Genomic DNA, 25576 nt, shown 5'->3' on the forward strand with positions numbered 1-25576 from the left:
CGGGGGTTCCGGCTTCCGTCCCGTGGTTGACAGATGACGTTTCGGGCAAGAACATCGGCCGGAACGAGCAGAAAAGAACAGCGCTGCCGCACGGCACCCCGATGGCTCGCCCGTGAACCCGCGTGCGCGGGGTGACGCCGAGGCGCTCACCGCCCCGCGCCGCCAGTAGGGGTCTCCGCGTGCCCCGGCCGATTTCAGGGGCGGCCGGTGCACGCGGGCCCGGGGCCTGACCGTCCAGCCCGATCACCCGGGCGGAAGGCGGTCGAGCGGCGCGCTCAACTCCGCGTGTCCGCCACCGGAATCCCGTACGCCCGCTCCACCCGCAACCGCAGCACCAGCCGCCGGTCCCGCACCATCGCCGCGCGGTAATCGTCCCAGTCGGAATGCTCGCCGAGGACGTCGCGGTAGAGGCGGATGAGTTCCTCGACCGTGTCGTCGTGCGGGTCGGCGGCGACCGGGGGGAGGTCGGCGGTGCCCTCGGCGACCGTGTAGGCCCAGCGGTCGGCGCTGGTCACGTGGTAGGAGGCGCGGGGGTCACGGCGCAGGTTGCGGGTCTTGGCGCGGTCGTCGGTGATGGAGACCCGGATGATCCGCTCGTCGGGGTAGTAGGCGTGGCTGACGTTCGACAGCTGGGGGCGGCCGTCGCTCTTGAGGGTCACCAGGACCCCGCCGTGGCCCTCGGAGAGCAGCCGGAGGAGTGCCGCGTCGTCTTGTGCCGTGTTCTCGGTCATGACGGTTCAACGGGCTCGACGCATCCGCCATTCCCCGGTGGGCGGCCCGTAGACGCTGTCTACGTGCACCTGGTAGACGGTGTCCATGCCTGACACGGAAGCATCGGAAGCGGCAGGACTCCGCGCCCGCCTCGTCGACGTCGGCGTCGACCTGGTCGCGAGGGAAGGCGCGCAGGCCCTCACCCTGCGCGAGATCGCCCGGCGGGCCGGGGTCTCGCACGGCGCGCCCCGCCGCCACTTCCCCACCCACCTGGAGCTGCTGTCCGCCATCGCGCGGCGCGGTTTCGCCCAGCTGGGCGAGCGGACGGCGGAGACCCTGGCGGACGCCGGGACGGAGCCGCGTGCCCAACTGACAGCCCTGGGCCGCGTCTATCTGGAGTTCGCGCTCGACAACCCCGGCATGTACGCGTTGATGTTCCGTCACGATCTGCTGGAGAGCGGGCACTTGGGGCTGCGGGACACCAGCCTGCCGTTGTTCGGGGTCCTGGTGGAGCTGGTCGGCCGCGCCCGTCCCGACCTGGACGCCCGTCTGGTCGCGGGCGCGCTGTGGGCGAACCTGCACGGCGTCGCCCAGCTCTGGCGCTGGGGCAGCCTCCAACGCGCCACCGGTGCCGACGACTTCATCCCCCTGCTGCACTCGGCCCTCGACGCCCACCTCGGCCCGGAGACCGCCGTATGACGGCGCACCGGCGGATCGCGCCGGCGAGGATTCGCCCTGCTCGTGCTCGCCGCGGTGGCTCTGACCGGCGCTCTCGCCTGTCCCGTGCTGCCCGGGCGGACAGTCGCGTCGCTCACACATCCCCCCGTTACAGGAGACCGCGCAGGTGTTCCTGCGCGACGATGAGTTCCGAGGTGTCCGGGGCCGGGTATGCGGGACCCCACCTCGTGAACGCAATTCGGAGGAGAGCCATGGCACAACTGCGACAAGAGGTCGACCCGGACGAGGTCGGACTGGATCACAAGGCGCTGGACCGCCTGGACCAGCACTTCGCCCACTACGTCGACGTGGAGCGCCTGCCGGGCTTCCTGGTGTCCGTGGCCCGCGGCGGTCGCGTCGCCCACCTCACCGCGCACGGGCACCGCGATGTCGCGGCCCGACTCCCGGTCACGTCGGACACGTTGTACCGGATCTACTCCATGACCAAGCCGGTCACGGCGGTCGCCGCGCTGATCCTGATGGAGGAGGGCAAGCTCTCCCTGGACGACCCGGTCGGCGACCATCTGCCGGCCTTCGCGGACATGCGGGTCTACGACAGCGGCTCCGGCGCCGAGGTGAAGACGCGGCCGGTGGAGCAGCCGATGCTGATCCGGCATCTGATGACCCACACCTCGGGCATGACCTTCGCGTTCTACCACTCGCACCCGGTCGACGCCCTGTACCGGGACGCGCACCTGGAGTCGTCCGTGCCGCCCGGCGCGAACCTCGCCGAGGCGATCGACATCTACGCGAGCCTGCCGTTGCAGTTCGAGCCGGGCACGCAGTGGAACTACTCCGTCGCCTCGAACGTGCTCGGCCGTGTCGTCGAGGTGGTCTCGGGGCAGCGGCTCGACGAGTTCTTCGCCGAGCGGATCTTCCGTCCGCTCGGGATGCCGGACGCCGGTTTCCAGGTCCCGGACGAAAAGGCCGACCGGCTCTCGGAGTTGTACGGCGACGCCGACGGCGGCGGGATCGAGCCGATCGCCGGGCTGCCGCTGCGGGGCGGCCGGCCGCGGTTCCTGTCGGGGAGCGGCGGGATGGCGGCGAGCCCGTACGACGTGCACCGGTTCGCGGAGTTCCTGCGCCGCCGGGGCGAACTCGACGGCACACGGCTGCTGTCCCCCGAGACGGTCGACCTCATGGCCAGCAACCACCTCCCCGGCGGCGCCGACATGCGCGCCTTCGGCAGCCCCGCGCACCAGGAGCCCGGCAACGACGGCATGGGCTTCGGCCTCAGCGTCTCCGTCGTCATCGATCCCGAGCGCACCCAATCCCCCATGGGACTGGGCGCGTTCGGATGGAGCGGCGCGGCCACGACCACGTTCTGGGTGGACCCGGGCCGTGACCTCACCGTGCAGTTCATGACCCAGCTGCGGCCCAAGCACTCCCTGAAGATCATCCCCGAGCTGAAGCAGCTGGTGCACGAGGCGATCACGGACTGAGGCGAGCGGTGCGACGAGCCGGGCACGTGCCGAGGCCCGTCCGGTCCATCACGGACCGGGGCCCGGCCCCGGCACCGCTACTGGTCGACCCTCAGCGTGAACTCCAGTCCCTCCCGCGCCAGTTCGCTCAGCCACTCCCGTGACCGCTCCGCCGTCTCCGCCGCCCGGTTCAACCCGGACGGCAGGTCGTCGGACAGGATGTGGCGGACGGCGAGGGAGAGGGGACGGGAGACACAGCGGGCCATCGCGCTCTCCTCCTCGTCGCCGACCAGGTCGAGGAGGTAGCTGCCGGACCAGGTCTCGCCCGTGGCGCCCCTGACGTCCAGGGACACCGCGAGGACGACCCGGTCGTGGTCGGCGTCCGTGGTCGGGTAGGTGGCCGCCAATTCCCGTGCCAGCGCGGCGATCCGGGCGTCGTCGCCCGCCTTCAGCTCCTCGAACACCGCGTCCCAGGCCCGCAGCCAGCCGTCGAGCCGTAGCGTGCCGCGCACGAAGGTCCGGGGGCGCCAGCCCGTCGGCAGGCCGTACTGCTCGATGAACGGCACGCTGTCCCGGTTCGGGTACACCTCGAAGGTCTCGCCGTCGAGGACATGCGGCCGGGTCGCCTCCCACGGGCGTTCGGCCGTGGTCTCCTCGCCGTCCTCCAGGTACCGCGCCGGTGAGCGCAGCGCGCCCAGCACCCCGGCCGGGGCCCAACTGAACCGGTACCGGAACTCGTTGGGCACCGCGGGCACCCCGCCGCAGTACGAGGTGAGGCTGTACGAGGCCTCGTCGCCGATCGCCTCCCGGGCACGGGCGACGAGGCTGTGGGCGAAGAGGTGGTCGATGCCGGGGTCGAGACCGGCCTCGGTGAGGACGACGATCCCGGCCCTCTCGGCCGCCGGTACCTGTTCCAGCACGGCGTCCGACACATAGCTGGAGCAGGCGAAGTGGGCCTGTCGTCGCACACAGACGGCCAGCAGCGCCGCGTGCTCGGGCGCGGGCAGCATGGAGACGACGATGTCTCCGGGCACCAACTCGTCCGTGAGCGCGCCGAGTCCGAACGCCCGCGGTTCGGCGCGTCCCCTCAGGTCCAGGCGGTCGAGTGCCCGCGCCGCGCGCTCCTCGGTGCGGTGCCACACCCGTACCCGCTCGGCGGTGTCGCACAGCAGGGCGAGACCGCTGCCCGTGGACAGTCCGGCGCCGATCCAGTGGACGGTACCGCTCGCGCGCACCACGTCAGACATGGCCCAACTCCCCGTCCGCCACGGCGATGCCGAGTTCGCGGCACGTCGTACGGAACAGCTCCAGGTCGCGCCGCCACGCCTCGCCGGTCCCGAAGTCGAGGAGGTGGGGCAGCAGCGCGGCCGAGAAGTCGGTGCTGGACTCCCTCGGGAGGAGGGACGGCAGGTTGTCGATGGCGATGAGGTCGAGCGGGGGGCGGTCGCGCAACCGCCGTACCGGGGCGTCCCATTCGGTCGTGCGGTCGTAGACGGGCAGGACGTTGAGGGGCGAGCCGACGTCGCAGGTGACGTCGGAGACGGTGCGCAGGCGGCGGGTCGGGTCGTCGAGGTCCGGCGCGCGGAGGAAGGGCGGGACCGGGGTCGTGGCCAGGACGCAGTTGACCAGGACGTCGTGGGCCAACAGGGCCGGGCGGTCGAGGTTCCGGGTCTCGGCGAGGTCCCAGCGGGTCGGGTCGGTCCCGGCCGTGGAGAACGCGTCGCGTGCTCCGCGTCCGCTGCGGCCCAGCGCGCCGATCACCAGGGCGCTGAACTCCGGGTCGTCGGCGGCGGGTTGGAGCCGCTTGTCCAGCTCCTCCTTCGACGTGGGTGTCAACGGCGCGACCAGCCGGCCCCGGTGCTGGAGGACGGCCAGGGCCGCGCCCAGGTAGCCCGCCCAGAAGCCGAACGCGGCGAGGCGGCGGCCGGTGTCGTCCACCAGGTATTCGAGGTCGAGGAGTGCTCCGCCGCCGGCCGCGAACCGGCTCAGCAGGTCGCGCGCGCCCGGCTGGCCCTTGTAGGCGTGCCCGAAGAAGATGTGCCGGTGGGTCAACTCGGCCGGATCGTCCGGGAGTTCCTTCAGGCCGAGGATCACCGTGCCCTCCGGCGCCGACGCCCACGAGCCCGCGGGGGCCACGCGGGCGCCGATCGCCTCGTAGTCCTCGATCGGGAAGATCCGTTGCGGGGAGTCCTCGACCGTGAGGGTCACCCCGTGCTCGACGAGGCGGCGGGCGCCGGAGGGGACGACCGGGGTGCGGCGTTCGGTCGTGCGGGCCTCGTGGCGGAGCCACAGTTGGAGCTCGGTCATACCAGGTTGACCTCCGGACGCGGGGCGTCGGCCGCGAACCGGCCGGCGCTCAGGGGGCTGACGTCCACGAAGGGTACGTGGCCGAGGTACAGGTCGCGGACGACCTCGCCGACGGCCGGTCCCTGGAGGAAACCGTGGCCGGAGAAGCCGGTGGCGTAGAGGAAGCGGGAGACCGAAGTCGCCTCGCCGATCAGGGCGTTGTGGTCCGGTGTGTTCTCGTACAGGCCCGCCCAGCCGCCGGTGCGGCGCAGCGCCAGGAGGTCGGGGGCGCGGCGGCGCATGGCGTCGGCGAGGCGGGGGATCCAGCGGTCGTGGGTGTCGGTGGCGTAGCCGGGCCGCTCGTCGGGGTCGGACATGCCGACGAGGAGGCCGGGGCCCTCGGAGTGGAAGTAGAGGCTGGTGCTGAAGTCGATCGTCATGGGGAGCGTCGGCGGAAGATCCGGCACCGCTTCCGTGACCGCGATCTGGCGGCGCAGCGGCTGCACCGGGAGGTCCACGCCCGCCATCGCGCCGATCGCCCTGGACCAGGCGCCGGCCGCGCAGATCACCGTGCGGGTGTCGATGCGGCCGAGGGTCGTGACCACCGCCGTGATGGTGTCGCCTCGGGTCTCGATGCCGGTGACGTCGGTGTGGCGCAGGATCGTCGCGCCGTGGCTGCGGGCGGCGGAGGCGTAGCCGTGGACGACGGCTTCGGGGGTGCAGTGGCCGTCGTCGGGCGAGTAGGCGGCGGCGAGGAGGCCCTCGGTGCTGATCAGCGGGGAGAGGCGGCGGGCCTCGCCGGGGTCGATCATGCGGCTGGGCACGTCGAGGGAGTTCTGGAGCCGGACGCCCGTCTCGAAGGAGGCGACGTCCTCGGGGGTGGAGAGCAGGAACAGGTAGCCGACGCGATGTAACCCGATGTCGTGGCCGGTGTCCTCCTCGAAGCGGGCGAAGGCCTCCAGGCTGCGCGCGCCGAGCTGTACGTTGAGGACGTCGGAGAACTGGGCGCGGACTCCCCCTGCCGCCTTGGAGGTGGAGCCCGCGGCGAGTTCATCCCGTTCGACGAGGACGACGTCCCGGACGCCGGCGCGGGCCAGGTGGTAGGCGATGCTGGTGCCGATGACCCCGCCGCCGATGACGACGACCTCTGCCTGACGCTTCACGGGCGCTCCTTCGTGGCCGCGTCGATGACGGCCCAGGCCGCTGCCGCGTCCTGGATGCCGAGGCCGACGCTGTTGTAGTAGACGATGTCGTCGGGTCGGGTACGGGCGGCGCGGCGGCCGGTGAGGACGGCGCCGAGCGGGATCAGGTCGTCCGGGGTGAGCACGCCGTCGCGCAGGGCGGCCACCACCGGTCCCGCGTGCTCGGCGGCCGTCTCCGGGTCGTCGACCACGACGGCCGCGGAACGCCGTAGGACGTCCGGGTCGACCTCGCTGCGGGTGGGTTCGAAGGAGCCGACGCTGACGACCGTGCAGCCGGGGGTGAGCCATTCGCCGTGCACCACGGGGGTGGTGCTGAGCGTGCAGGCCGCCACGACGGAGGCGCCGGTGACGGCTTCCCGTGCGGTGGCCGACGGCCGGACGGGGAAGGGCAGTTCGGCGTCCAGGGTCGCGGCAGCCCGGGTGCGGCGCTCGGGGTTCGGGCTCCACAGGCGTACGGAGGTCAGGTTCCGGACCCGGGCGATCGCGCGGACATGGGCGAGGGCCTGGGTGCCGGAGCCGAGGACGGCGAGGCGGGTGGCGTCCGGGGCGGCCAGGGCGTCGACGGCGACGGCGCTGCCCGCGGCCGTGCGCAGGGTCGTCACCGCCGTGCCGTCCATGACCGCGACCAGCTGCCCGGTGACCGGGTCCAGGGCGCTGATCACCGCGTGGATCGTGGGCAGCCGGGCCCGCGCGTTGGCCGGGTTGACGCTGCCGAACTTCGCCACCGCCCCGGTGTCCGCCGAGAGCCGGGAGACGTAGGCGAAGACGACGCTGTCGTCGAAGCGGCTCGGGTGCATGATCTTGCCGGGCAGGTCGGCGGCGCCGTCACCGAGCGCGGTGAAGGCCGCGCGCTGCGAGGCGATGGCCGCGTCGGCGTCGAGCAGGTCCGTGACCCGGTCGCCGGAGAGGAAGAGGACGTCGTCGGTCATTCCCTCTTCCTGTCCGGACTCCGCTCACCGGAATCAGGACCAGTGCGCCACTGCGTCCAAATGGGGCAGCCGATGGTCGAGGCGTTCCCGTTTGGTGCGGAGATAGGTGATGTTGTTCTCGCAGGGCGGGATCAACAGCGGTACCTCTTCGACGACTTGGATGCCGTGGTCGATCAACGCCTCGCGTTTGCGTGGGTTGTTGGACATCAGGCGGACGCTCGCGACGCCCAGGTCGTGCAGGATCTCGGCGGCCACGCCGTAGTCGCGGGCGTCGACCGGCAGGCCGAGGGCGAGGTTCGCCTCGACGGTGTCCAGGCCCTCCGCCTGTAGGGCCATCGCGCGCAACTTGGCGAGCAGGCCGATGCCCCGGCCCTCGTGGCCTCTCAAGTAGACGACTATGCCCCGGCCTTCGGCGACCACGGCCCGCATCGCGGCGTCCAGCTGGTCGCCGCACTCGCAGTGCTGGGAGCCGAAGGCATCGCCCGTCAGGCACTCGGAGTGCAGCCGGGTGAGCACCTCGTCCGTGCCGATCTCGCCGTAGACCAGGGCCACTTGCTCGTCACCGCGGTCGTGGTCCAGGTAACCGACCGCCTGGAATTTGCCGTACACGGTGGGCAAGGGAGCATTCACGACGCGTTCCACGCCGGTGGGCTGTGGAGACTTCTTCTTGCCGAGTACGCCAATGTTTTCTGTCATGATCTGGTTCCTAAGCAGAGACGAAAGGCCGTGAAACAATGAATGGTTCGGGCTCACGGACGGCGGCATACGGACTGGTGCCGGCGGACACCACGGAGGACGTACGGGTCAGGGGGGCGGGTGTCTCGACGCAGGTGGCCGTCCTTCCGGTCGGCAGTTTCGAGCAGCACGGCCCGTATCTCCCGCTGGCGACCGACACGTTGGTCGCCTGTGCCGTGGCCCGGGAGATCGCCGCGGCATACCCGGTGCATCTCCTCCCTCCGGTGACGATGGCCTGCTCGCACGAGCACGCGGCCTGGCCGGGGACCGTCAGCATCTCTTCCGTGACCCTTCATGCGGTGGTGCGGGACATCGCGGACTCGCTCCGCCGCTCGGGGGTCGAGACCCTGGTGGTGGTCAACGGTCACGGCGGCAACTACGTCCTGGGCAACGTCGTTCAGGAGTCCTCCGCGCGCGGTGAGCGGATGGCGCTGTTCCCGGCCGCCGAGGACTGGGAGACGGCGCTGGAGCGGGCCGGGGTGCTGACCTCGCTGCTCACCGATATGCACGCGGGGGAAATCGAGACCTCCATTCTTCTGCACGCTCATCCCGAATTGATCCGTCCCGGATATGAGACCTCCGATTTCGTCGCCGACGACCGTCGCCATCTCCTGACGCTCGGTATGTCCGGCTATACCGAGTCGGGTGTCATCGGGCGCCCGTCCCTCGGCTCGGCGGAAAAGGGGAAGGCGCTGCTGGCGAGCCTCGCCGATTCCTTCGGCGCGTATTTCTCGGTGCTGACCGCGGAGGCCTGAGCGGGCGCCGGGTCCGGTACGCGGGTGCCGGGTCCGGCGGTGCGCAGTCCCGCGCCCCAGCGGACGATCAGCACGGCCAGGCCGGGCAGCGCGGCGACGAAGCTGAGCACGCCGTAGATCACCGACACGGACAGGCCGCTGCTCGCGCCGAGGCCGGCGGCGCCGAACGCCCAGGCGGTGACGCCCTCGCGGGGTCCCCAGCCGCCGACGTTCAGCGGCAGGCCCATGGCGACCAGCGCGAGGACGGCGATCGGCATCAGTTGGGCGACGGTGGCGGCAGAGCCCGCGGCGCGGGCGGCGACCACGAACATCGCCAGGTGGCCGGCGAGGACGACCAGCGAGGAGAGGGTGACGCCGGGCCAGTTGGCGCGGGAGAACAGTCCGGCGCGGGCCTCGTCGAGGGTGGTGCGCAGGGCGCGGCCCCGGCGGGTGGCGGCGGCCGGGCGGTTCATCCGTACGGCGGCCACGACGGCCAGCGCTCCGAGAGCGGCGAGCAGGACGAGCGGGGCGATGTTGCGGACCTCGGACATCACCGGGGAGTCGAGACCGAGCAGGATCGTCACGCCTACGACGGCCAGGGCGATCTGGCCCGCGACGCGTTCCAGGACGACGGCGCGGACGGCGCGGCCCATGTCGCCGGCGCTCTGTCCGTGGCGTACCGCGCGGTGCACGTCGCCGAGGATGCCGCCGGGCAGGGCCGCGTTGAGGAACAGGGCGCGGTAGTAGTCGGCGACGGCCGGGCCGAGCGGCAGCCTGATGCGCAGGCCGCGCGCGACCAGGGCCCAGCGCCAGGCGCTGAACACCGTGGTGACCACGCCGATCGCGAGCCCGGCCAGCAGCGTCGGCGCGTCGATGCGACGCAGGCCGTCCAGGAAGACGCCGGTGCCGAGACGCCAGAGGAGGACGCCGAGGATGGTGATGCCGGCGACGGAGCCGAAGTGGGTGCGTACGGCGCGGGAGTTCACCCGGGTCAGGATCGCGCGCAGCACACGGCGGGCACCGGAGGCGCGGTCGGTGCCGGGGCGCGGGGCGGCGACGATCACCCCGATACGGTCGCCGGAGACGGCCGAGCTGTGCAGCGCCGGGGCGTGCCCCGGCCGTAGCCGCACCTCGTCGACGGCGGTCTCGGTGCGCCGTTCGAGCGCGACCGGTGCGGACCGGTCCACGCGCACCCTGCGAGTCCGGGTGCCGGGCCTCGGCGCGACCGTCCTCATCGTCTCCACGCTCATCGTGTGCCCCCCGTCGGCCGGGCCAGTGCCAGCAGATCGCTGTGGTGGACGAGCACGCTCAACTCCCCTGCCGTACACGCCTCCAGACGGTCCCGGAGATAGCGGTCGGCGCGGTCCTTCAGCTCGGGGCGCTCCTCGACGGCGGCGCCGACCCAGCCGCGCAGCCACTCGGCGGTCAGCGCGGCCTCGTCGGGGCCGAGCCGCCAGGCGCTCGGATGGACGCGGACCGTGGCGCCGTGCGCGGCGAAGGCCTCGCAGGTGACGGTGACCGCGTCCGGGCCGAGGAGTCCGTCGCGCCGCTGGTGGGCGTTGAACGCGTCGGCGATCTCCTCGTCCATCGGGTGGGCCGGGGTGAGTTCGACCCGGCCCGCCACCGACAGCGTGAGCAGCGCCGGGCATCCGGCGCCGACGCAGGCGGTGACGAGGGCGTCGACCTCCTCGCGGGTGAGGACGTCCAGGAGCGCCGAGGCCGTCACCAGCGAGGCGCCGACCAGCGCGTCCGGGGTCAGCCGGGCCACGTCGCCGCGCCGGGTCTCGACCGTCACGCGGCTGCCGTCGGCGGCGGCACGCGGGGAGGCGACGGCGGCGAAGTGCAGGAGGTAGGGGTCGCGGTCGTGCAGGATCCAGTGCTGGGGGCCGTCCAGGCGGGGCGCGAGCCAGCGTCCCATCGAGCCGGTGCCGCAGCCCAGGTCGTGGATGACGACGCCGGAGCGGCCCGGCAGGTTGGCGAGCCGGATGCGCAGCGGGTCGAGCAGGTCACCCGCCCGCGCGACGGCGTCGGCGCCCTCCCGCAGCTCCAGCCACTCGGGCGCGTAGCGCGGCGGGTCGTCGGGTCCGACGTCCCGCAGCCGTACGGTGGCCCGCTCGCCGGGCCGGTTCGCGGGTCCGGCGCCGGGGATCACGGAACCCGGCTCCGCCTGCTCGACGGCGTCCGTCCGCACCGTTCCACCCATGATGTCCTCCGGCCCCGGCTCTCCAGCCGTCAGGTCCTTCGCTCCGGCCTGCGCCGGGGCGACCAGCATGCCCAGCGGTACGCCCCTGGGCCCCGGCTGCGCCGGTATCCGTGCGGCCTGTGCCGTGGTGGCCGTCTTCCTCATGCCGCCCTCCGGGGTTCGCCGGGGAGGCGGGTGAGGACACCGGCCAGGCTGCGGGCCGTGGTGGCCCACCCGTCGAGAGCCGCGCGCCGGCCCCGGGCCGCCGCCTTGAGACGCCGCCGTACGTCGGCCTCGCCGAACCAGCCGCGCAGTTCGGCGGCGAGGGCCGCGGGGTCCTCCGGCGGGACGAGGATGCCGGGCACGCCTCCGTCGGGGGCGCGGCCGACCGCCTCGGGCAGCCCGCCGACGTCCGTGGCCAGCACCGGGATGCCCCGGGCGAGGGCCTCGGTGACGGCCATGCCGTAGGTCTCGGCGTACGACATGAGGACCATGAGGTCGGCGGAGGCGTAGGTCGCGTCGAGTTCGGCACCGGCCCGCGGGCCGGCGAGGTGCAGCCGGTCCTGGAGGCCGTACCGCTTGATGAGGCCGCGCAGGTGGTCGACGTACTCCGGGTCGTGGCCCAGGCCGCCGACGCAGACGCAGGTCCACGGCAGGTCGGCCGCGGCGGCCAGCGCTTCGACGAGCCGGTGCTGCCCCTTGCGCGGGGTCACGGTCGCGACGCACAGCAGGCGGGAGACGCCGTCGGTGCCGGAGGCGAGGGGCGCGATGTCGGCGCCGGGGGTGGCGACGTGGACGCGGTCGGGGGCCAGGCCGTGGTGCGAGACGAGGCGGCGGACGGCCCACTCGCTGGTGCCGATGACGGCGGAGACCGCGCGCAGGACCGTGCGCTCCTTGGCGTCCAGCTCGGCGGCGACGGAGGCATCGAGGCCGGTCTCGTCGCCGAGCGGAAGGTGGACGAGGACGGCCAGGCTCAGCCGGTCGGCCTCCGGAACGACGATCTCGGGGACCCCGCAGGCCACGATCCCGTCCAGGAGTACGGCGGCGCCGTCCGGCAACTCGCGCAGCACCCGGGCGAGTTCGGCCCGCGCGGAGGCTGCGGGCCGGGGCCACTCGCCGTCCACGGCGTGCTTGTGGACCTGCCAGCCGAAGCCGGGCAGGTCCAGGCTGACCCGGCGGTCGTAGGCGTTGCCGCCGCTCGGCGCGGCCGGGTCGTCGACACCGCCGGGCATCACGAAGTGCACGGTGCGCAGGGACATGGGGATGATCTCGGCATTCCGGGAGGCCGCGCGCTGTGCGGGCAGGAATCCCAGCGAGGGGGCGCGGTCGATGGTCAGGTCGCTCACAGGGCACGCTCGTAACTCGCCCAGGCGACGTGCGACTCGTGCAGGGTGACCTGGAGTCCGGTCAGGCCCTGGGCGCCGTCGCCGAGCGCGCCCTTCTGGATCCGCTCGGCGAGCCGGTCGGCGATGACCTTCGCGAGGAACTCCGTCGAGGTGTTGACCCCGGCGAAGTCGGGCTCGTTGTCGAGGTTTCTGTAGTTCAGCTCGCTGACGACGGCACCGAGCTCCTGGGTGGCCAGTCCGATGTCGACGACGATGTTGTCGTCGTCCAGCTGCTCGCGCCGGAAGGTGGCGTCCACCAGGAACGTGGCTCCGTGCAACCGCTGCGCGGGACCGAACACTTCGCCGTGGAAGCTGTGGGCGATCATGATGTGATCGCGGACGGTGATGCTGAACAACGGACGACCCTCCAGGTGCGGCGCGTCTGGTCCTCCGGCTGATCCCTGCCGGGGGATGCCGTGTAGTACGGCTCCACGACTCCCCCTGTTCAGCCCTCACTCACTCTTTTCTCAGGTCAGACGCGCTTGCTCGTACGGAATTGAACGGTTCTCAGCCGATGTCGGCGTAACGGACCCGGTGGCACAGCGCCGGGATCTCCCCCGAGGCGAGCCTCGGCAGCAGCTGGGGCAGCTCCTCGAAGTCGCTCTCGCCGGTGACGAGCGCGTCCAGCGCGGGGTCGGCGAGCAGGTCGAGGGCGAGCGCGAGCCGGTCGGCGTAGCTGCGGTTCGCGCGGGCCGGGGAGACCGTGCCGACCTGGCTGCTGCGGATCACCAGGCGGCGCGAGTGGAAGGCCTCGCCGAGCGGGAGGCTGACCTTCCGGTCGCCGTACCAGCTGAGTTCGAGGACGGTGCCCTCGGCGGTGAGGAGTTCCAGCGCGCGGGCGAGGCCCTGTTCGGTGGCGCTGGCGTGCACGACGAGGTCGCAGTCGCCGAGCGCGTCCGGAGGCAGCGCGAAGCCGACGCCGAGCGCCTCGGCGGTCTTCGCGCGCGCCGGGTCGGCGTCCACCAGCTGCACGCGCACGCCCGGGAAGCGGGCCAGCAGCGCGGCCACCGAGCAGCCGACCATCCCGCCGCCGACCACCGCGATCCGGTCACCGACCAACGGCGCCGCGTCCCACAGCGCGTTGACGGCGGTCTCCACGGTCCCGGCGAGCACGGCCCGCCCCGCGGGCACCGACTCCGGCACCGGTGTCACGGCGCTCGCGGGGACGACGTAGCGCGTCTGATGCGGATAGAGACAGAAGACGGTACGGCCCACCAACGCGTCCGGCCCCTCCTCGACCACCCCCACATTGAGGTAGCCGTACTTCACCGGGCCCGGGAAGTCGCCCTCCTGGAAGGGCGCCCGCATGGTCGCGTGCTGGCTCTCGGGGACGCCCCCGCGGAAGACCAGGGTCTCGGTGCCGCGGCTCACGCCCGACCACAGGGAACGGACCACCACCTCGCCCTCGGCGGGGTCGGGCAGGACGACGTCACGTATCTCGCCGTGACCGGGTGGACCGGTCCAAAACGCCCTCGCGGTGCGCTTCATCGGGATCCTCCTGAACGATCGGGAAGCTGTTCACGTACGGGTAACCACAGGCCGCGCACAGTACGCGGCGTTGATCGACTCTGTCATACGGCCGGAGGGTGTGCGGTGGCCCTGAACAACACATACGAAGCAAGGCTGGTCCAGCAGGAGACCGCTGTGGGAGCGGGCGTTCAGATCCTGTTGCTGGCGTTGCTCGGCACGGCGATCGGGATGGGCCCGGCGGGCTGGCTGACCGGCCTGGCGTTCGCGATCGCCACCTGGGCCGTGCTCTCCAAGGCCCTGCACCGGACGAGGACCCGTTCCTTCGGCCCGGCCAACCGGGTCACCCTCGGCCGGGCGATCCTGGTCGGCGGGGTGACCGCGCTGGTCGCGGACTCCTTCGAGAGCTCGCCGCCGGTCACCCTCTTCGTCGGTCTGACGGCGGTGGCCCTGATCCTGGACGGCGTCGACGGCAAGGTCGCCCGGCGCACCGGCACCTCCACCGCACTGGGCGCGCGCTTCGACATGGAGGTCGACGCGTTCCTCATCCTGGTCCTCAGCGTCTACGTCTCCACCCAACTCGGCCCGTGGGTGCTGCTGATCGGCGCCATGCGCTACGCGTTCGTCGCAGCGGCCCGCGTCTGGCTGTGGCTCAACGCCCCCCTGCCGCCGAGCACCGCCCGCAAGACGGTCGCCGCCACGCAGGGCATCCTCCTGCTCCTCGCGGGCGCGAACCTGCTGCCGTACGCGGCCAACGTCGCGGTGGTGGCCCTCGCGCTCGGCACGCTCGTATGGTCCTTCGGCCGCGACATCCTGTGGCTCCGGCGCACCTCCCGCACCTCCCTCGTCGAGGAGGTTCCGGCGGAGGAGAAGCTGCTGGAACTCGTCTCGCGGTAGGGACGGTTGCGCCGAAGGGCCCGGATCACTGGTGATCCGGGCCTTTTGGTGAGTGCTACGACCGCGGGGACCGGCTGCGGACGATCGCGAAGGCGCCGGCCGCGAGGCCCAGTACGCCCACGATCAGCCCGGCGATGCCCAGCCCGCGGGCGGTCGAGTCGCTGCTCGACGAGGAGGCGGTGGTGGACTTCGCGGAGCCGGCCGTGGCGGCGGCGGAGGCGGCCGGGGTCGCGTCGCCTTCCTCGCTCTCCTTGGCAGTGAGCTTGAGGACGGGCGCCGGGTTCTCCGGCTCGTCGGCGCCCGCCGCGGTCTCCTCGATCCAGCGCACGACATTGCCGTCCGAGTACGTCTGGAGCGTCTTGAACGCCAACTGGTCGGTATCGTCGGGCAGTTGACCGAAGGCGACGTTGAAGTCCTCGTACTGTCCGGCCCCGATCCGCCCGCCGGTCCAGGTGATCTGGGAGACCGCGTCGGTGATGGTGCCGTCGTCGGTCTTGACCGGCGTCTTCAGCTTGCTGGTGGTGACCTTCGCGGTCCAGCCGTTCTGCGGGGTGACCAGGACACCGAGCACGGGGTGCTCGGTGGGCAGATAGACCTGGACCTTGGTGGTGGCGGCCTTGTCCTCCTCGTTGGGGACGCGGAAGGTGAGGACGCCGTCCGTGGCTCCCTTGGCGTAACTCCCGGGGTGGACGGTGACGTGCGCGGAGGCGACCCCGGCGGCGGCCAGGACTCCGGCGGTGGCGAGCGCGGCGACAGTGCCTGCGCGGCGCAGGGTGGTGCGGTGAGCGGACATGGTGAGGCGATCTCCGTACGGGATGAGGACGTTGGGTGATCAGACCGGGTACGGGATCGGGGCCGGCGGTCCTCTGCGGCTGACCGCGTGCCGGAGGAGAAGCTGGCGCAGGGGGGCCGCACCGGCGGCGGTGCGGCCAGGGCGGCCGGTGGTGCGGGCGGGCCGGCGTGCGGGGGCGTCGCGCCACCAGGCGGCGAGTCCCGGTACGAAGGCGACGGCCCAGCGCAGCAGCGACCAGAGCGCGGCCTCCCCGCGCCGCAGCCACCAGGCCGCGACGAGCGCGGCGACGAGGTGAGCGGCCACGGCGTGCGGGGTCATCGCCTGCGACTGCCGCATGGGCGCCATGGCGTGCCCCGGCATGTGCGCCATCCCGGCCATCGCCATACCGCCGGCACGCGGCCGGGCGGCATCGAACCCGACGTGGACTACGGCCTGGGTGGCGAGCATCGCGGCCCCGATACCGGACAGGGACCGTTCCCTTCCGCCCAGCAGCCACCCCGTCACGAACACGACGAGGAACCCGGCACCGTCCGCCCACCACGGCGGCGTCGCCCCGGTGGCCAGCCCGTGCCCGGCGGCGGCCAGCAGCACGCACACCGCGGCGAACACCGCGGCGCGCAGACTCCGAACCGCCGGGGAAGCGCTCATGGTGACGGATCCTCCCACGCGCCGCTGCCGCCCTCGCCGCCGATGGCGGTTTCGGGGTCAGCTCATATCCGGTTCATGGGTTGGTACGGGGGTGGGGGCCGGGGTGTTCAGCGGGTGTGGGGGTGGGGTGTTCAGCGGGGTGAGGGGTGTGGGGGGAACGCGGCGGACGCGGCAGCAGCCCGACCGCCGCCATCGGTACGGCGGCCAGCACCAGCCAGGGGACGGCCGCGGGCAGCCGCGAGTCGAGGAGGGTGCCGGTGGCCGCGCTGCCGACGAGGACGATCAGCCCGGAGACGGAGGACAGGGCGCCGGTGTAGAGGCCGAGGCGGCCGGGTTCGGCGAGGTCGGGGACCCAGGCGCGGGCGACGGGGGCGATGAGCATCTGGCCGAGGGTGAGCAGGACGACGAAGCCGGTCGCGGGCAACACCCCCGCGGTACCGGTGAGTTCGGCGGGCCGGGCCACCGCCACGGCCGCGAACCCGACGGCGATCAGCGACAGCCCGGCCTTCATGGACCGGCGCGGGTCGAGCCGCTCCCCCGCCCACCGGGTGACGGGCAGCTGCGCGGTCACCACCAGCAGCGAGGAGAGCGCGAACAGCCAGGCCAGCGGCGCCTGCGAGCCCGCCGCGCGCTCCACCTCCTCGGGGAGCGCCAGGTAGAGCTGGTTGTACGCGAGGAGGTAGGCGCCGTAGGCACAACACAGCGCCAGGAAGGGCCGGTTGCGCACCAGCGCCCGTGCACCGCCTTTCTCCTTGATACGCGCCCGCCCGGGTATGTGCTGCGGCAGCAGCCACGCATGCCCGGCGAGCACCAGCACGAAGACCCCCGCCCCGGCCAGACACGCCACCCGGAAGTCCACCGCGAGCAGCAGCGCCCCGAGCAACGGCCCGGCGAACGCGCCGACTTGACCGGAGACGGTGAACAGCGCGAGCACCCGGGTGCGTGAACCCCCGCCCGCCGCCTCCCACTCGACGGCCTGCCGTGCCACCTCCGACTCCACCGCCGGTGAGAACAGCGCGGCGGCGAACCCGATGAGGAGTACGGCCCCGACCACGGACCAGGTGTCCCCCGCGTACCCGAGCCAGCCGAACCCGGCGATCCGCAGGACGCACCCCGCGAGCACCACGGGCCGTACGCCGTACCGGTCGGCGAGGGCCCCGCCCACCACGAACAGCCCCTGCTGGCTGAACGTCCTGAGCCCCAGCACGAGACCGACGAGCCACCCCGCCATGCCGATCACCTCCGCCAGGTGCTCGGCGAGGAACGGCAGAACGGCGAAGAACCCGATGTTGAAGGCGAGTTGGGTGAGAATCAGCAGCCGGAGCAACGGCGACAGCGGGGTCCGCACGAGGGCCACGGAGGTCACCGGGTGGCCGCCTTCCTCGCCCGGTCGGCCCCTTGCGCGGCTCCGGCCGCCGTGACCGCCAGCGCGCCGAGGAGGGCGAGGACGGCGGCGGGGGCGAGAACGGCCCAGGGGGCGCGCTCGGCGTAGGGCTGGTTCTCGGCGAGGAGCACGCCCCATTCCGGGGAGGGCGGTTGCGCGCCGAGGCCGAGGAAGCCGAGCGAGGCGAGCGCGAGGGCGACACCGGGCAGGCCGAGCAGCGCGTGCCGGGTGACGGGCGGCAGCACGGCGGGCAGGAGTGCGTGGCGCAGGATGTACCAACGGCCCGCGCCCAGGCCCCGGGTGGCGGTCACGTGCAGGGTGGCGCGTTCCTGGCACAGCAGTGCGGAGGTGTGTGCCGCGAGGGGCGTCCAGGCGAGCGCGGCGACGGCGAGGGCGGGCGTCGCCGCCCCGCTGCCCGCGACAGCGGTGACCAACAGCGCGGCCAGGACCGGCGGTACGGCGTTCACCGTGTCGACGAGCGGCCCGGACACCCGGGGCGACAGCCCGAGCAGCACGCCGGCTCCGAGCGCGACGGCACTGATCGCGAGGGCGAGCAGCAGGGTGCCGACGGCACCGTGGGCGACCCGCGCGAGGAGGTCACGGCCGAGCGCGTCGGTGCCGAACGGGTGCGCCCAGGTGGGGTGTTGGAGCCGCAGCCCGGTGTCGAGGGCGAGCGGATCGCGGGGCAGACCGAGCGCGACGACACCGAGGAGGAGTGCGCCGTACACAACGGGCGTGGCGCGTCGGCCGGTTGAGGTGGAGGGGCCGTGCAGGGAGGGGAGCGCGTCGGCGCCGAGTGCGGGGCCGATGAGGAGCCGCGCCGCGAGCCGGGTGAGTCCGGCGGCGACGGCGGCCAGGAGAAGGAGGGCGAGGGTGCCGGCCTGAAGGACGGGCAAGTCCTGGGCCAGGGCCGCCTGGAGAGTGGTTCGCCCGAGTCCCGGGATGTCGAAGACCTGCTCGACGGCGACGGCCCCACCGGTCAACCCCACGACGAACAGACCCATGTTGGGCAACAGGCCGGGCAGACACCGCCGCACGGCCTGCCGGGCGATCCGCCGCCCGGGCAGCCCCCGCGCGGCCGCGGCCCGCACCCATGGCTCCCCGAACGCCCCCGGCAGCAGATCGTCCAGCAACCGCCCGAGCACCGCCCCGGCGGGCAACCCGAGCGCGAGTGCCGGCAAGAGCATCCACCGCGGCCCGTACCACCCGAGCGCCGGCAGCCACCCGAGCTGTACCCCGACGACGGTGGCGAGCACGGACGCGGTGAGGAATTCGGGAAGCGTGGCGAGCACGGCGGAGCCACTGCCTCCGGCGCGCTCGACGGGGCGAGGGAACCGGCGGCGGCCACAGCGCCTCGGCCGCGCGCCGGGAGCGGCGGACTCGCTGCCGCCGGGCACCTCCGCCGGCCGACCGCCACGCCGCCGCGCGACGAACTCCCTCTGCACGCGCGGGAATCCGGTTCCGCCCCCACCCGGCCCCTCGATCGCGCGTCCACCCCTCCGCACCGTACGCGCGCACACCGACCCGGCCGTGACGACCGCCACCAGAGCCGCCGCGCTCATCAACAGCAGTGATGCGCCCAGCGCTTGGAGCAGGCCGGGCATGACCTCGGCTCCGGAGATCCAGGAGCGTCCGGCGTCACCGCGGGGCAGGCCGGCGAGCCACTGGCCGAGGAGGTGCAACGGGCCTTTGTCGAGACCGAGTTGAGTGCGAATGGCGGCGAGCACCTCGGGGTCGGGGTCGCGTTCCGCCGACCGTGCCTTGAGGACGGTGAGCGCCGGGTCGGTGCGGGAGAGCCAGGGCAGCAGACCTACGGCGCACACCAGGACGGCCGCGAGGAAGGCGCGCCACACCAGCGTGGCCGTGCGGTGCGGCATGGTTCAGCGCCGGGTTCCGGGGCCGACGAGGGTGCGCTCGTACGGGTCGAGGAGCACGCCCTCGACGGAGGAACCCACGCCGGTGACGACCCGTTGGTGCACGAGCGGCACGACCGCGTCGGCGCCCAGGATCCGGGCCTCGGCGGTCATCGCCGCGTTCTGCCGTGCGGAGGCGTCGGCGGTGTCCTCGGCCTTCGCGACGGCCCGGTCGACGTCCTTGTCGCACAGCAGGGCGAGGTTGTAACCGCCGTCGCAGGTGTAGTCGCCGGCGAGCACGGCCACCGGATCTCCCGTGTCCACCAGGGTGTTGCGCGCCAGGACGAACGCGTCGAACTTTCCGGCCAGCGCGTCGCTCTCGATCCGCGAGTACTCGCGCACCTCCAACTCGACCTTGAATCCGGCCCGTTCGAGCTGCTGCTTCAACACCTGGGCGACTTCGGGGAGTTCGGGCCGGTTGTCGTACGTCGCGAGGGTGACGGTCCGCCCGCCGGGCGCCCCTGCCTTCGCCCGTCCGACCGGTCGCTCGCGCTTGCCCGCGGCCCAGGTGACGGCGGGGCCGTAGATACCCGCCCCGGCGTCGGCGTGCCCCTCGTAGACGCCCTTGGCGAGTGCGGAGGTGTCGACGGCCACGCGCGCGGCGGCGCGGAGCTTCGAATCCCTGAACACGCCTGTCCTCGTGTTGAGTTGGAGGCTGGTGGTGCGGGTGGTGGCGGTCTCGCGGCGGGTGCCCGCGTCGAGGGTCGCGGCCTGGGCGACGGGTATCGCCTCGGCGATGTCGACCTGCCCGGTGCGCAGCGCGTTGGTGCGGGCGGTGCCGTCCGCGATGAACCGTGCGTCGATTCCGGAGGCCTGGGCGAGGCCGCCCCAGTAGTCGTCGAAGCGGTCGAGGGCGGCCGACGTGGAACCGGTGACCTTCGTCAGCTCGAAGGGACCGGTGCCGGTGCCAACGGGATCGACGCGCCCCTTCCCCTCGTACGCCTTCGGGGAGAGCACGGCGAGGGCGGGACCGGCCAGCCTCAACGGCAGTACCGGATCAGGTGAGGCGGTGGTGATACGCAGCCGGTCGGCGCCAGCGGACTCGGCGGTGAGGGTGACACCGGTCAGCGCGGCGGGCGCGGGCTTCGCCTCGGCGGCGTGGGCGAGGGCGGCGGCCACCCGGCCCGGGGTGACGTCGGTACCGTCCTGGAAGGTCGCCTCACGCAGGGTGAACAGCCAGCTCCGGTCACTCTCCCGCTGCCAGGACCGGGCCAGGGCGGGTGCGGCGGAACCGTTGGCGTCCAGCGAGGTCAGCCCCTCGGTGACGCCGAGACGACTGAGGATCGTGGCGTCGGCGCCGTACGGGTTGAGATTCTCGGCGGGCGGGAACGCGAGCGCCACCCGCAGCCGCGAACCGGACGTCGCACTCCCGGCACCTTCCCCGGTCTCCTCACCGGCGGACGCGAAGCAGCCGGTGAGCACCGGCGCGAGCACGAGGGCGAGAAGCGTACGGGACCGCCGTAGCGGCCCAACACGCTTCCTGGCAGCCGCACTTGGGCCGGCGTCCCCACGTCGGAATCGCATCACGCTCATCGCTCCATCGCCAGTTCGAAGTGCACGGTCCGCAGCCCGCCACTCGGGTCGTCGCGCTCGTCGTGCACGACCTTCCCGAGCGACCGCCAGAACGCCTCCGCGCCGGGCACGGCGGGATCGGTGTGCAGATACACGGCGCGGTAGCCGCCGTCGGCCGCGGCGAACGCGAGGAGGTCGGCGACCAGGTGCCGGGCGAGGCCGCGACGGCGGTGCGCGGGGCGGACGTAGACCCGGCGCAGCTGCGCGGTCTCGCCGGAGGGGTAGCGCTCGGCGAGGTCGCGCGGGTTCGGCGGGTGGGCCGGTCCGCGGGAGTCGAGGGCGGCGGTCGCCACGACCGTGCCGTCGGCGGGGTCGAGCGCCACGAGGAGGGTGTGGCGGGCCGGAGCCAGGTAGGCGGCGGCCGGGTCGATGATGTCGCCGTGCCAGCGGGGCACGTAGCCGGTCCGGAAGTCGCGGTAGACGGTGTCGAGCATCACGGCACGCGCACCGTCGATATCGTCCGGGCCTGCCGCCCTGATGCAGTAGTCAAGCACTTGCACATCATATGCATTAAGACTCCCCGTCCTTGATCACCCTGTGGACCGTTCCCGGATCGCCCTTGATCCACTGGATTTGACAGCCTCGCGGCCACCCCCTAAAACCTAGCCACATGACATTCATTTTCAAAACCGCGATCGCGGCGGACCGGTAGTGCGCGTCGCGTTCGTCGGCAAGGGCGGCAGCGGAAAGACCACGCTGTCGGCCCTCTTCGCCCGCCACTTGGACCGTTCCGGCGCCCCCGTGCTCGCCATCGACGGCGACATCAACCAGCACTTGGCCGAGGCCCTGTCCCCCGACACCGCACCGGCCGTCGCCCCGCCCCTGGCCGCCCACCTGACCGAGCTGAAGGACTTCCTGCGCGGCACCAACCCGCGCATCGCCTCCCCCGAGGCCATGATCAAGACCACACCGCCGGGACGCGGCTCACGCCTGCTGCGGCTGCTCGGCGACGACGAGGTGCACGCCCGCCATGTGGGCCGTGCGGGTGAAGTTCCGCTGATGGTGACGGGCGCGTTCCAGGAGAGCGACCTCGGGGTGGCCTGCTACCACTCCAAACTCGGCGCGGTGGAGCTGTACTTGAACCACCTCGTCGACACCCCCGGCGAATACGTCGTGGTCGACATGACAGCGGGCGCCGACGCCTTCGCCTCGGGCCTGTTCACCCGCTTCGACATCACCTTCCTGGTGGCCGAACCCACCCGCAAGGGCGTCTCCGTCTACCGCCAGTACCGCGACCACGCCCGGGAGTTCGGCATCCGCCTCGCCGTGATCGGCAACAAGGTCACCGGCGAGGACGACCTCCTCTTCCTCAAGGAGGAGGTGGGGGACGACCTCCTGACCCACCTGGTCCAGTCCCCCTGGGTCCGCGCCGGGGAACAGGGCCGCGCACAGGGCGAGTTGGAGCCGCACAACCGGCACGCCCTGAACGTCCTCCGCGAGACGGTCGACACCCACACCCGTGGCTGGCCGACCCTGCACCGCCACGCGGTCGAGTTCCACCTGCGCAACGCCCGAGCCTGGGCGGACAAGGCAACGGGCCTGGACCTCGCGGCCCAGGTGGACCCGGACTACGTACCGGGCCCGACACCACACCCCTGACGAAACAGCACTCCCCCGCCCCCACCCCAACTACCGGACAGGACCCCCCTTTTCATGTCTCTCGACGTCTCCCCGAAACTCCTCGCCGAAGCCGAACACGGTGACATCCGCGAGGCGGACTTCGTGGACACGGTCCGCGCGTCCCTCCCGTACGCGTACAACCTCATCGCCGGTCTCGCCACCGAACTCAGCAGCAGCACAAGGGAATTCACCGACAACCAGATCCCGCCCCCGTCCGAGCAGGAACGCGGCCAACTCCTGCGCGCACTGGCCAGCGACGCGATCCGGGGCAGCCTGGAACGCCACTTCGGCATCACCATCGCTTTCCAGAACTGCCACCGGGTGGCGGCGTTCCGGCCGGGGGCACGGGGCGGGGATACGTATGCGCGGTTCACCTCGGTGCGGGCCCAAGTGCTGAATCAGTCACCGGAGTTCAGGGACTGCTGAGGCCTCAGGGGCAGCGTCGAAGGGCGTGGACGGGATCCACCCCGACTGCGCTACCGTTGTCACACGTTGCGCGCCTTCCCGGAGGGTACGGAGCGGAGTTCACGGTCCAGTCCCCTGGTCGTGAGTGACGGTTGGTGAATCCACCACGTGGACCTCGTCTCGGCGAGGGCGGATGCCCGGTAGGGCGATCCCTGCCATTCCGCACTCACCACCTAGGAGTGGCCTCCATGAACCCTCTCGAGTACAAGCCCGCGCGTCGTCCCTGGATCCGCGAGGTCCTGGTCGGCGCCGCCGCCGGAGTCGTCTCCAACCTTGTGTTGGCGATGCTGGCGGCGGCAGCGCACCTGCTCTTCTGAGCAGGTCGGTGGCGGGCCCGGTGAGCCCGCCACTCGCCTCTCGGCCGGAGATCCTCCCCGGCCCCGGCGCCTCAGAACAAGGGCCGCTGGCCCTGCTGAGACGCGGCGCGGCGCGTGCGCGAACGGTTGCGGCCCCCGCGGGCCGGCCGGGGCAGATGCGCTGCGCGGGCCTCCGGCGGAAGGTTCTCCCACGTCGGGCGGAGACCGTGGATGTGTACGTCGCCCACCAGCTTCTTGAGGTAGGCGCGCGTCTCGGCGTCCGTCGAGTAGAGCACGGTCGCCCGAGTGGCCCGCGTCATGAGCACGTGGTAGGCGTGCCGGACGAGGCGGGCGAAGTCCTCGTCGTCGACGCTGCTCGCACGGACCTTGGGATCGAACGACCCCGGCGTTCCCACCCGCTTGACCCCCGACTCCGGGTCCTTACGCTCCTTGCCCCGCCGGAACACCCAGCGGTCGCCCCGGCGCACCATGTCCTCACCCATGATGACGCCGCACCAGTCCCACTCGAGGCCCTGGGCGGTGTACACACAGCCGATCTGACCGAGCCCGTTCTCGTGCACCGACCAGATCTTCGACGGCGGTGCACCGTCCTCGCAGAAACTCTCGCTGTCGGCGTTCCACGGGCGGTGCCAGTCGCCTATGCGGACATCCGTCTCGAGTCTCTTCTCCTTGCCCTGGGGCTTCGCCCACGGCCAGCAGTAACCGGCGACCATGCGCGCGGAGGCGCCGGCGAGGGCTTCCGAGCGGATGACGCGCTCGAGTTCCTCAGGGCTGTCCGCGACCTCCACGTGCATCAGACCGTCCGGGATCCACTCCGTCGCCTCTTCGTCGCTCACACCGAGTGCGGCGCGGACCCACCGGATGTAGCCGTCGCTGCCGCCGCAGCGGAACTGCTCGCTCAGCTCGTAGCGGACCAGTTCGGCGTCGTTGCGCTCGGCCGCGTCCTCGATCAGTTCGACGGAGCCGACTTCGTTCGGCCGTACGGACTGACTCCGGTCCAGGAAGAAGACCGTCAGCCGGGACGCGTCGATGAGTTCGTCCACCTGCGGGCGGGTGCCCTGCTGTTCCGGCCGCCAGAAGCGGCTGGTCGAACGGTCGCGGAGGCGGTGGGCCTCGTCGCAGACCAGTACGTCGAGTGGGGGATCGGGTGTGGTGACGAAGCTGCTGAAGTAGGTGAAGGACTCCCTGAACTCCCGGTCGCCGTACCCGACGTGTTCCTGCATGGCGCCGTTGAAGGCCCTGCTGCCGCTGGCGTACTTGACCGTGCGTCCCTCGCTTTCCATGTCCGCCTTGATCTGCAGGCCGATGGCGCTCTTGCCGGTCCCTGCGCCTCCGGTCACCAGGAACACCACGCGCCTCTCGTCGGGGATGAGCGCGGGTGCGGAGGGATCTCCCAGGACCCGGGCGGCAGTGGCCCGTATCCCGTCCGCGATCTCCCGCTGTCGCCCGCGCAGCGTGAACACGGTGTCCTCGCCACGTGACCGGATCATGGCGTCGAGCAGCGGCGTGTTGCGCAACTGCATGCCGTGCAACAGGATCTCGGCGGCGGACGCTCCTCCGTCCTCGGCGAAGTTCTTGCGCAGATCGGAGAGCAGCCGGTCGCGCCCGTCCCGCGTGTAGACCTGGGCGCAGGGACCTGTCGGTGCGTCCAGGGCCACCAGCGGGGCCACGGACGCGTCGCTGGCATTGTGCAGGTAGGCGAAGCCGCCGCATTCGAAGGGGAGTCCGCTCAGCGGCCCGCGGTCACCGGTGAACGCGTCGTAGTACTCGGCCAGTTGTAGCGCGGGGTGCTTCTTCTCCCCCATGCCCGGCACATGCACCATCCCTGCCACGGTCGACTCCACCCGGGTCACCGTCGACCAGCGCTTCAGCTCGACGAGCTGGACCGAGACGGAACGTGTGTCGGGATGCTGTCCGACCAGTACGACATCGATGAGCCGGGGGCCGCCGGGCGTGCCGGACTCGTCGATCGTGGCCGCGCACTCCACGATCATCTCCACAGTGCCGCGGTCCGCGGCCACGAGATCCTTGGCGAGATCGACCAGGCTCTCGGCCCAGGCACCGCGTTCGGACACCGAGGCGTCCGACCCGCGGAAGTGCCGCCAACGGGCGGCGAGGTGCGGCACCATGCGCCGACGTGAGTTCAGGGTGAGCAGATCCTGCGCCGACAGCTTCAGCAGGAGCATGGACACGAAGTG

24 protein-coding genes and 1 pseudogene are annotated in these 25576 nt (G+C 72.4%); 7 read left to right on the forward strand and 18 right to left on the reverse strand.

What is annotated here, in order from left to right; translation table 11 throughout:
- Positions 1-275: 275 nt before the first annotated feature.
- On the reverse strand, positions 276-731 hold the full coding sequence (locus tag ACIRB1_RS03735; protein ID WP_403464448.1) for a PPOX class F420-dependent oxidoreductase: 456 nt from the start codon (positions 729-731) through the stop codon (positions 276-278).
- A gap of 85 nt (positions 732-816) precedes the next feature.
- On the opposite strand from ACIRB1_RS03735, the gene ACIRB1_RS03740 reads away from it, so the two are divergent.
- Positions 817-1410: a TetR/AcrR family transcriptional regulator gene (locus ACIRB1_RS03740; RefSeq protein ID WP_352177447.1), complete on the forward strand. Its 594-nt coding sequence runs from the start codon at positions 817-819 to the stop codon at positions 1408-1410.
- A 230-nt stretch (positions 1411-1640) separates the two neighbouring features.
- Complete coding sequence (locus ACIRB1_RS03745; protein ID WP_352177448.1) at positions 1641-2870, forward strand: serine hydrolase domain-containing protein; 1230 nt, start codon at positions 1641-1643, stop codon at positions 2868-2870.
- Between the two features lie 77 nt (positions 2871-2947).
- On the opposite strand, the gene ACIRB1_RS03750 is transcribed toward ACIRB1_RS03745, so the two are convergent.
- Genes ACIRB1_RS03750 through ribA form a run of 5 tightly spaced genes read right to left on the reverse strand, consistent with a single transcriptional unit; the run spans position 2948 to position 7962 of the window.
- Complete coding sequence (locus tag ACIRB1_RS03750; RefSeq protein ID WP_403464449.1) at positions 2948-4096, reverse strand: saccharopine dehydrogenase family protein; 1149 nt, start codon at positions 4094-4096, stop codon at positions 2948-2950.
- Positions 4089-5156: a saccharopine dehydrogenase gene (locus ACIRB1_RS03755; protein WP_403464450.1), complete on the reverse strand. Its 1068-nt coding sequence runs from the start codon at positions 5154-5156 to the stop codon at positions 4089-4091. Before ACIRB1_RS03755 ends, ACIRB1_RS03750 begins: the two co-directional genes overlap by 8 nt.
- Positions 5153-6298: an NAD(P)/FAD-dependent oxidoreductase gene (locus tag ACIRB1_RS03760; RefSeq protein ID WP_403464451.1), complete on the reverse strand. Its 1146-nt coding sequence runs from the start codon at positions 6296-6298 to the stop codon at positions 5153-5155. Before ACIRB1_RS03760 ends, ACIRB1_RS03755 begins: the two co-directional genes overlap by 4 nt.
- Positions 6295-7266 carry an ornithine cyclodeaminase family protein gene (locus ACIRB1_RS03765; protein ID WP_403464452.1) on the reverse strand — a complete coding sequence of 324 codons (972 nt, stop codon included), beginning with the start codon at positions 7264-7266 and terminating at the stop codon, positions 6295-6297. The genes ACIRB1_RS03760 and ACIRB1_RS03765 overlap by 4 nt, the downstream gene beginning before the upstream one ends.
- Positions 7267-7299: 33 nt before the next feature.
- Positions 7300-7962 (reverse strand): GTP cyclohydrolase II, encoded by a 663-nt coding sequence (gene ribA, locus ACIRB1_RS03770; protein ID WP_352177453.1) that lies wholly within the window; start codon positions 7960-7962, stop codon positions 7300-7302.
- 38 nt (positions 7963-8000) lie between these two features.
- Here ribA and ACIRB1_RS03775 point away from each other — a divergent pair, with 38 nt between their 5' ends.
- Entirely contained in the window at positions 8001-8756 is a 756-nt protein-coding gene (locus ACIRB1_RS03775; RefSeq protein ID WP_403464453.1) for a creatininase family protein, read from the forward strand.
- Between the two features lie 140 nt (positions 8757-8896).
- On the opposite strand, the pseudogene ACIRB1_RS03780 reads toward ACIRB1_RS03775, so the two are convergent.
- The 5 genes and pseudogenes from ACIRB1_RS03780 to ACIRB1_RS03800 all read right to left on the reverse strand — a co-directional run.
- A pseudogene (locus ACIRB1_RS03780) lies at positions 8897-9985 on the reverse strand (YbhN family protein); the annotation flags it as partial.
- Positions 9982-11082, reverse strand: coding sequence for a trans-aconitate methyltransferase (locus tag ACIRB1_RS03785; protein ID WP_403464454.1), 1101 nt, complete (start codon positions 11080-11082; stop codon positions 9982-9984). The pseudogene ACIRB1_RS03780 and the gene ACIRB1_RS03785, both read right to left, overlap by 4 nt.
- Positions 11079-12263 (reverse strand): glycosyltransferase family 4 protein, encoded by a 1185-nt coding sequence (locus ACIRB1_RS03790; protein ID WP_403464455.1) that lies wholly within the window; start codon positions 12261-12263, stop codon positions 11079-11081. The genes ACIRB1_RS03785 and ACIRB1_RS03790 overlap by 4 nt, the downstream gene beginning before the upstream one ends.
- A complete protein-coding gene (locus tag ACIRB1_RS03795; protein WP_403464456.1) occupies positions 12260-12658 on the reverse strand; it encodes a 6-pyruvoyl trahydropterin synthase family protein in 399 nt (132 codons plus the stop codon). The genes ACIRB1_RS03790 and ACIRB1_RS03795 overlap by 4 nt, the downstream gene beginning before the upstream one ends.
- A gap of 151 nt (positions 12659-12809) precedes the next feature.
- Positions 12810-13790, reverse strand: coding sequence for a zinc-binding alcohol dehydrogenase (locus ACIRB1_RS03800; protein WP_403464457.1), 981 nt, complete (start codon positions 13788-13790; stop codon positions 12810-12812).
- 105 nt (positions 13791-13895) lie between these two features.
- Here ACIRB1_RS03800 and ACIRB1_RS03805 point away from each other — a divergent pair, with 105 nt between their 5' ends.
- Positions 13896-14666: a CDP-alcohol phosphatidyltransferase family protein gene (locus ACIRB1_RS03805; RefSeq protein ID WP_403464458.1), complete on the forward strand. Its 771-nt coding sequence runs from the start codon at positions 13896-13898 to the stop codon at positions 14664-14666.
- 55 nt (positions 14667-14721) lie between these two features.
- On the opposite strand, the gene ACIRB1_RS03810 is transcribed toward ACIRB1_RS03805, so the two are convergent.
- The 6 genes from ACIRB1_RS03810 to ACIRB1_RS03835 all read right to left on the reverse strand — a co-directional run bounded on the left by ACIRB1_RS03810 (position 14722) and on the right by ACIRB1_RS03835 (position 21470).
- Positions 14722-15459, reverse strand: coding sequence for a YcnI family protein (locus ACIRB1_RS03810; protein ID WP_403464459.1), 738 nt, complete (start codon positions 15457-15459; stop codon positions 14722-14724).
- A gap of 39 nt (positions 15460-15498) precedes the next feature.
- On the reverse strand, positions 15499-16107 hold the full coding sequence (locus ACIRB1_RS03815; protein ID WP_403464460.1) for a hypothetical protein: 609 nt from the start codon (positions 16105-16107) through the stop codon (positions 15499-15501).
- 73 nt (positions 16108-16180) lie between these two features.
- Positions 16181-17473: an MDR family MFS transporter gene (locus ACIRB1_RS03820; protein WP_403464461.1), complete on the reverse strand. Its 1293-nt coding sequence runs from the start codon at positions 17471-17473 to the stop codon at positions 16181-16183.
- On the reverse strand, positions 17470-19368 hold the full coding sequence (locus ACIRB1_RS03825; RefSeq protein WP_403464462.1) for an ABC transporter permease subunit: 1899 nt from the start codon (positions 19366-19368) through the stop codon (positions 17470-17472). The genes ACIRB1_RS03820 and ACIRB1_RS03825 overlap by 4 nt, the downstream gene beginning before the upstream one ends.
- A 3-nt stretch (positions 19369-19371) precedes the next feature.
- Positions 19372-20928 carry an ABC transporter substrate-binding protein gene (locus ACIRB1_RS03830; RefSeq protein WP_403464463.1) on the reverse strand — a complete coding sequence of 519 codons (1557 nt, stop codon included), beginning with the start codon at positions 20926-20928 and terminating at the stop codon, positions 19372-19374.
- Between the two features lie 5 nt (positions 20929-20933).
- Positions 20934-21470: a GNAT family N-acetyltransferase gene (locus ACIRB1_RS03835; protein ID WP_352177465.1), complete on the reverse strand. Its 537-nt coding sequence runs from the start codon at positions 21468-21470 to the stop codon at positions 20934-20936.
- Positions 21471-21627: 157 nt separating this feature from the next.
- Between ACIRB1_RS03835 and ACIRB1_RS03840 the strand changes: the two genes are divergently transcribed.
- The 3 genes from ACIRB1_RS03840 (at position 21628) to ACIRB1_RS03850 (ending at position 23378) form a co-directional block, all read left to right on the forward strand.
- Positions 21628-22575 carry an ATP-binding protein gene (locus ACIRB1_RS03840; protein WP_352177466.1) on the forward strand — a complete coding sequence of 316 codons (948 nt, stop codon included), beginning with the start codon at positions 21628-21630 and terminating at the stop codon, positions 22573-22575.
- 54 nt (positions 22576-22629) lie between these two features.
- Positions 22630-23022: an SCO5389 family protein gene (locus ACIRB1_RS03845; RefSeq protein ID WP_403464464.1), complete on the forward strand. Its 393-nt coding sequence runs from the start codon at positions 22630-22632 to the stop codon at positions 23020-23022.
- 227 nt (positions 23023-23249) lie between these two features.
- Positions 23250-23378 (forward strand): DUF6408 family protein, encoded by a 129-nt coding sequence (locus tag ACIRB1_RS03850; RefSeq protein ID WP_403464465.1) that lies wholly within the window; start codon positions 23250-23252, stop codon positions 23376-23378.
- 71 nt (positions 23379-23449) lie between these two features.
- Here the strand turns inward: ACIRB1_RS03850 and ACIRB1_RS03855 are convergent, their stop codons facing one another.
- Complete coding sequence (locus tag ACIRB1_RS03855) at positions 23450-25564, reverse strand: DUF2075 domain-containing protein (RefSeq protein ID WP_403464897.1); 2115 nt, start codon at positions 25562-25564, stop codon at positions 23450-23452.
- Positions 25565-25576: the final 12 nt, after the last annotated feature.

The organism is Streptomyces sp. NPDC096013, from assembly GCF_044763565.1.
Lineage (GTDB): Bacteria > Actinomycetota > Actinomycetes > Streptomycetales > Streptomycetaceae > Streptomyces.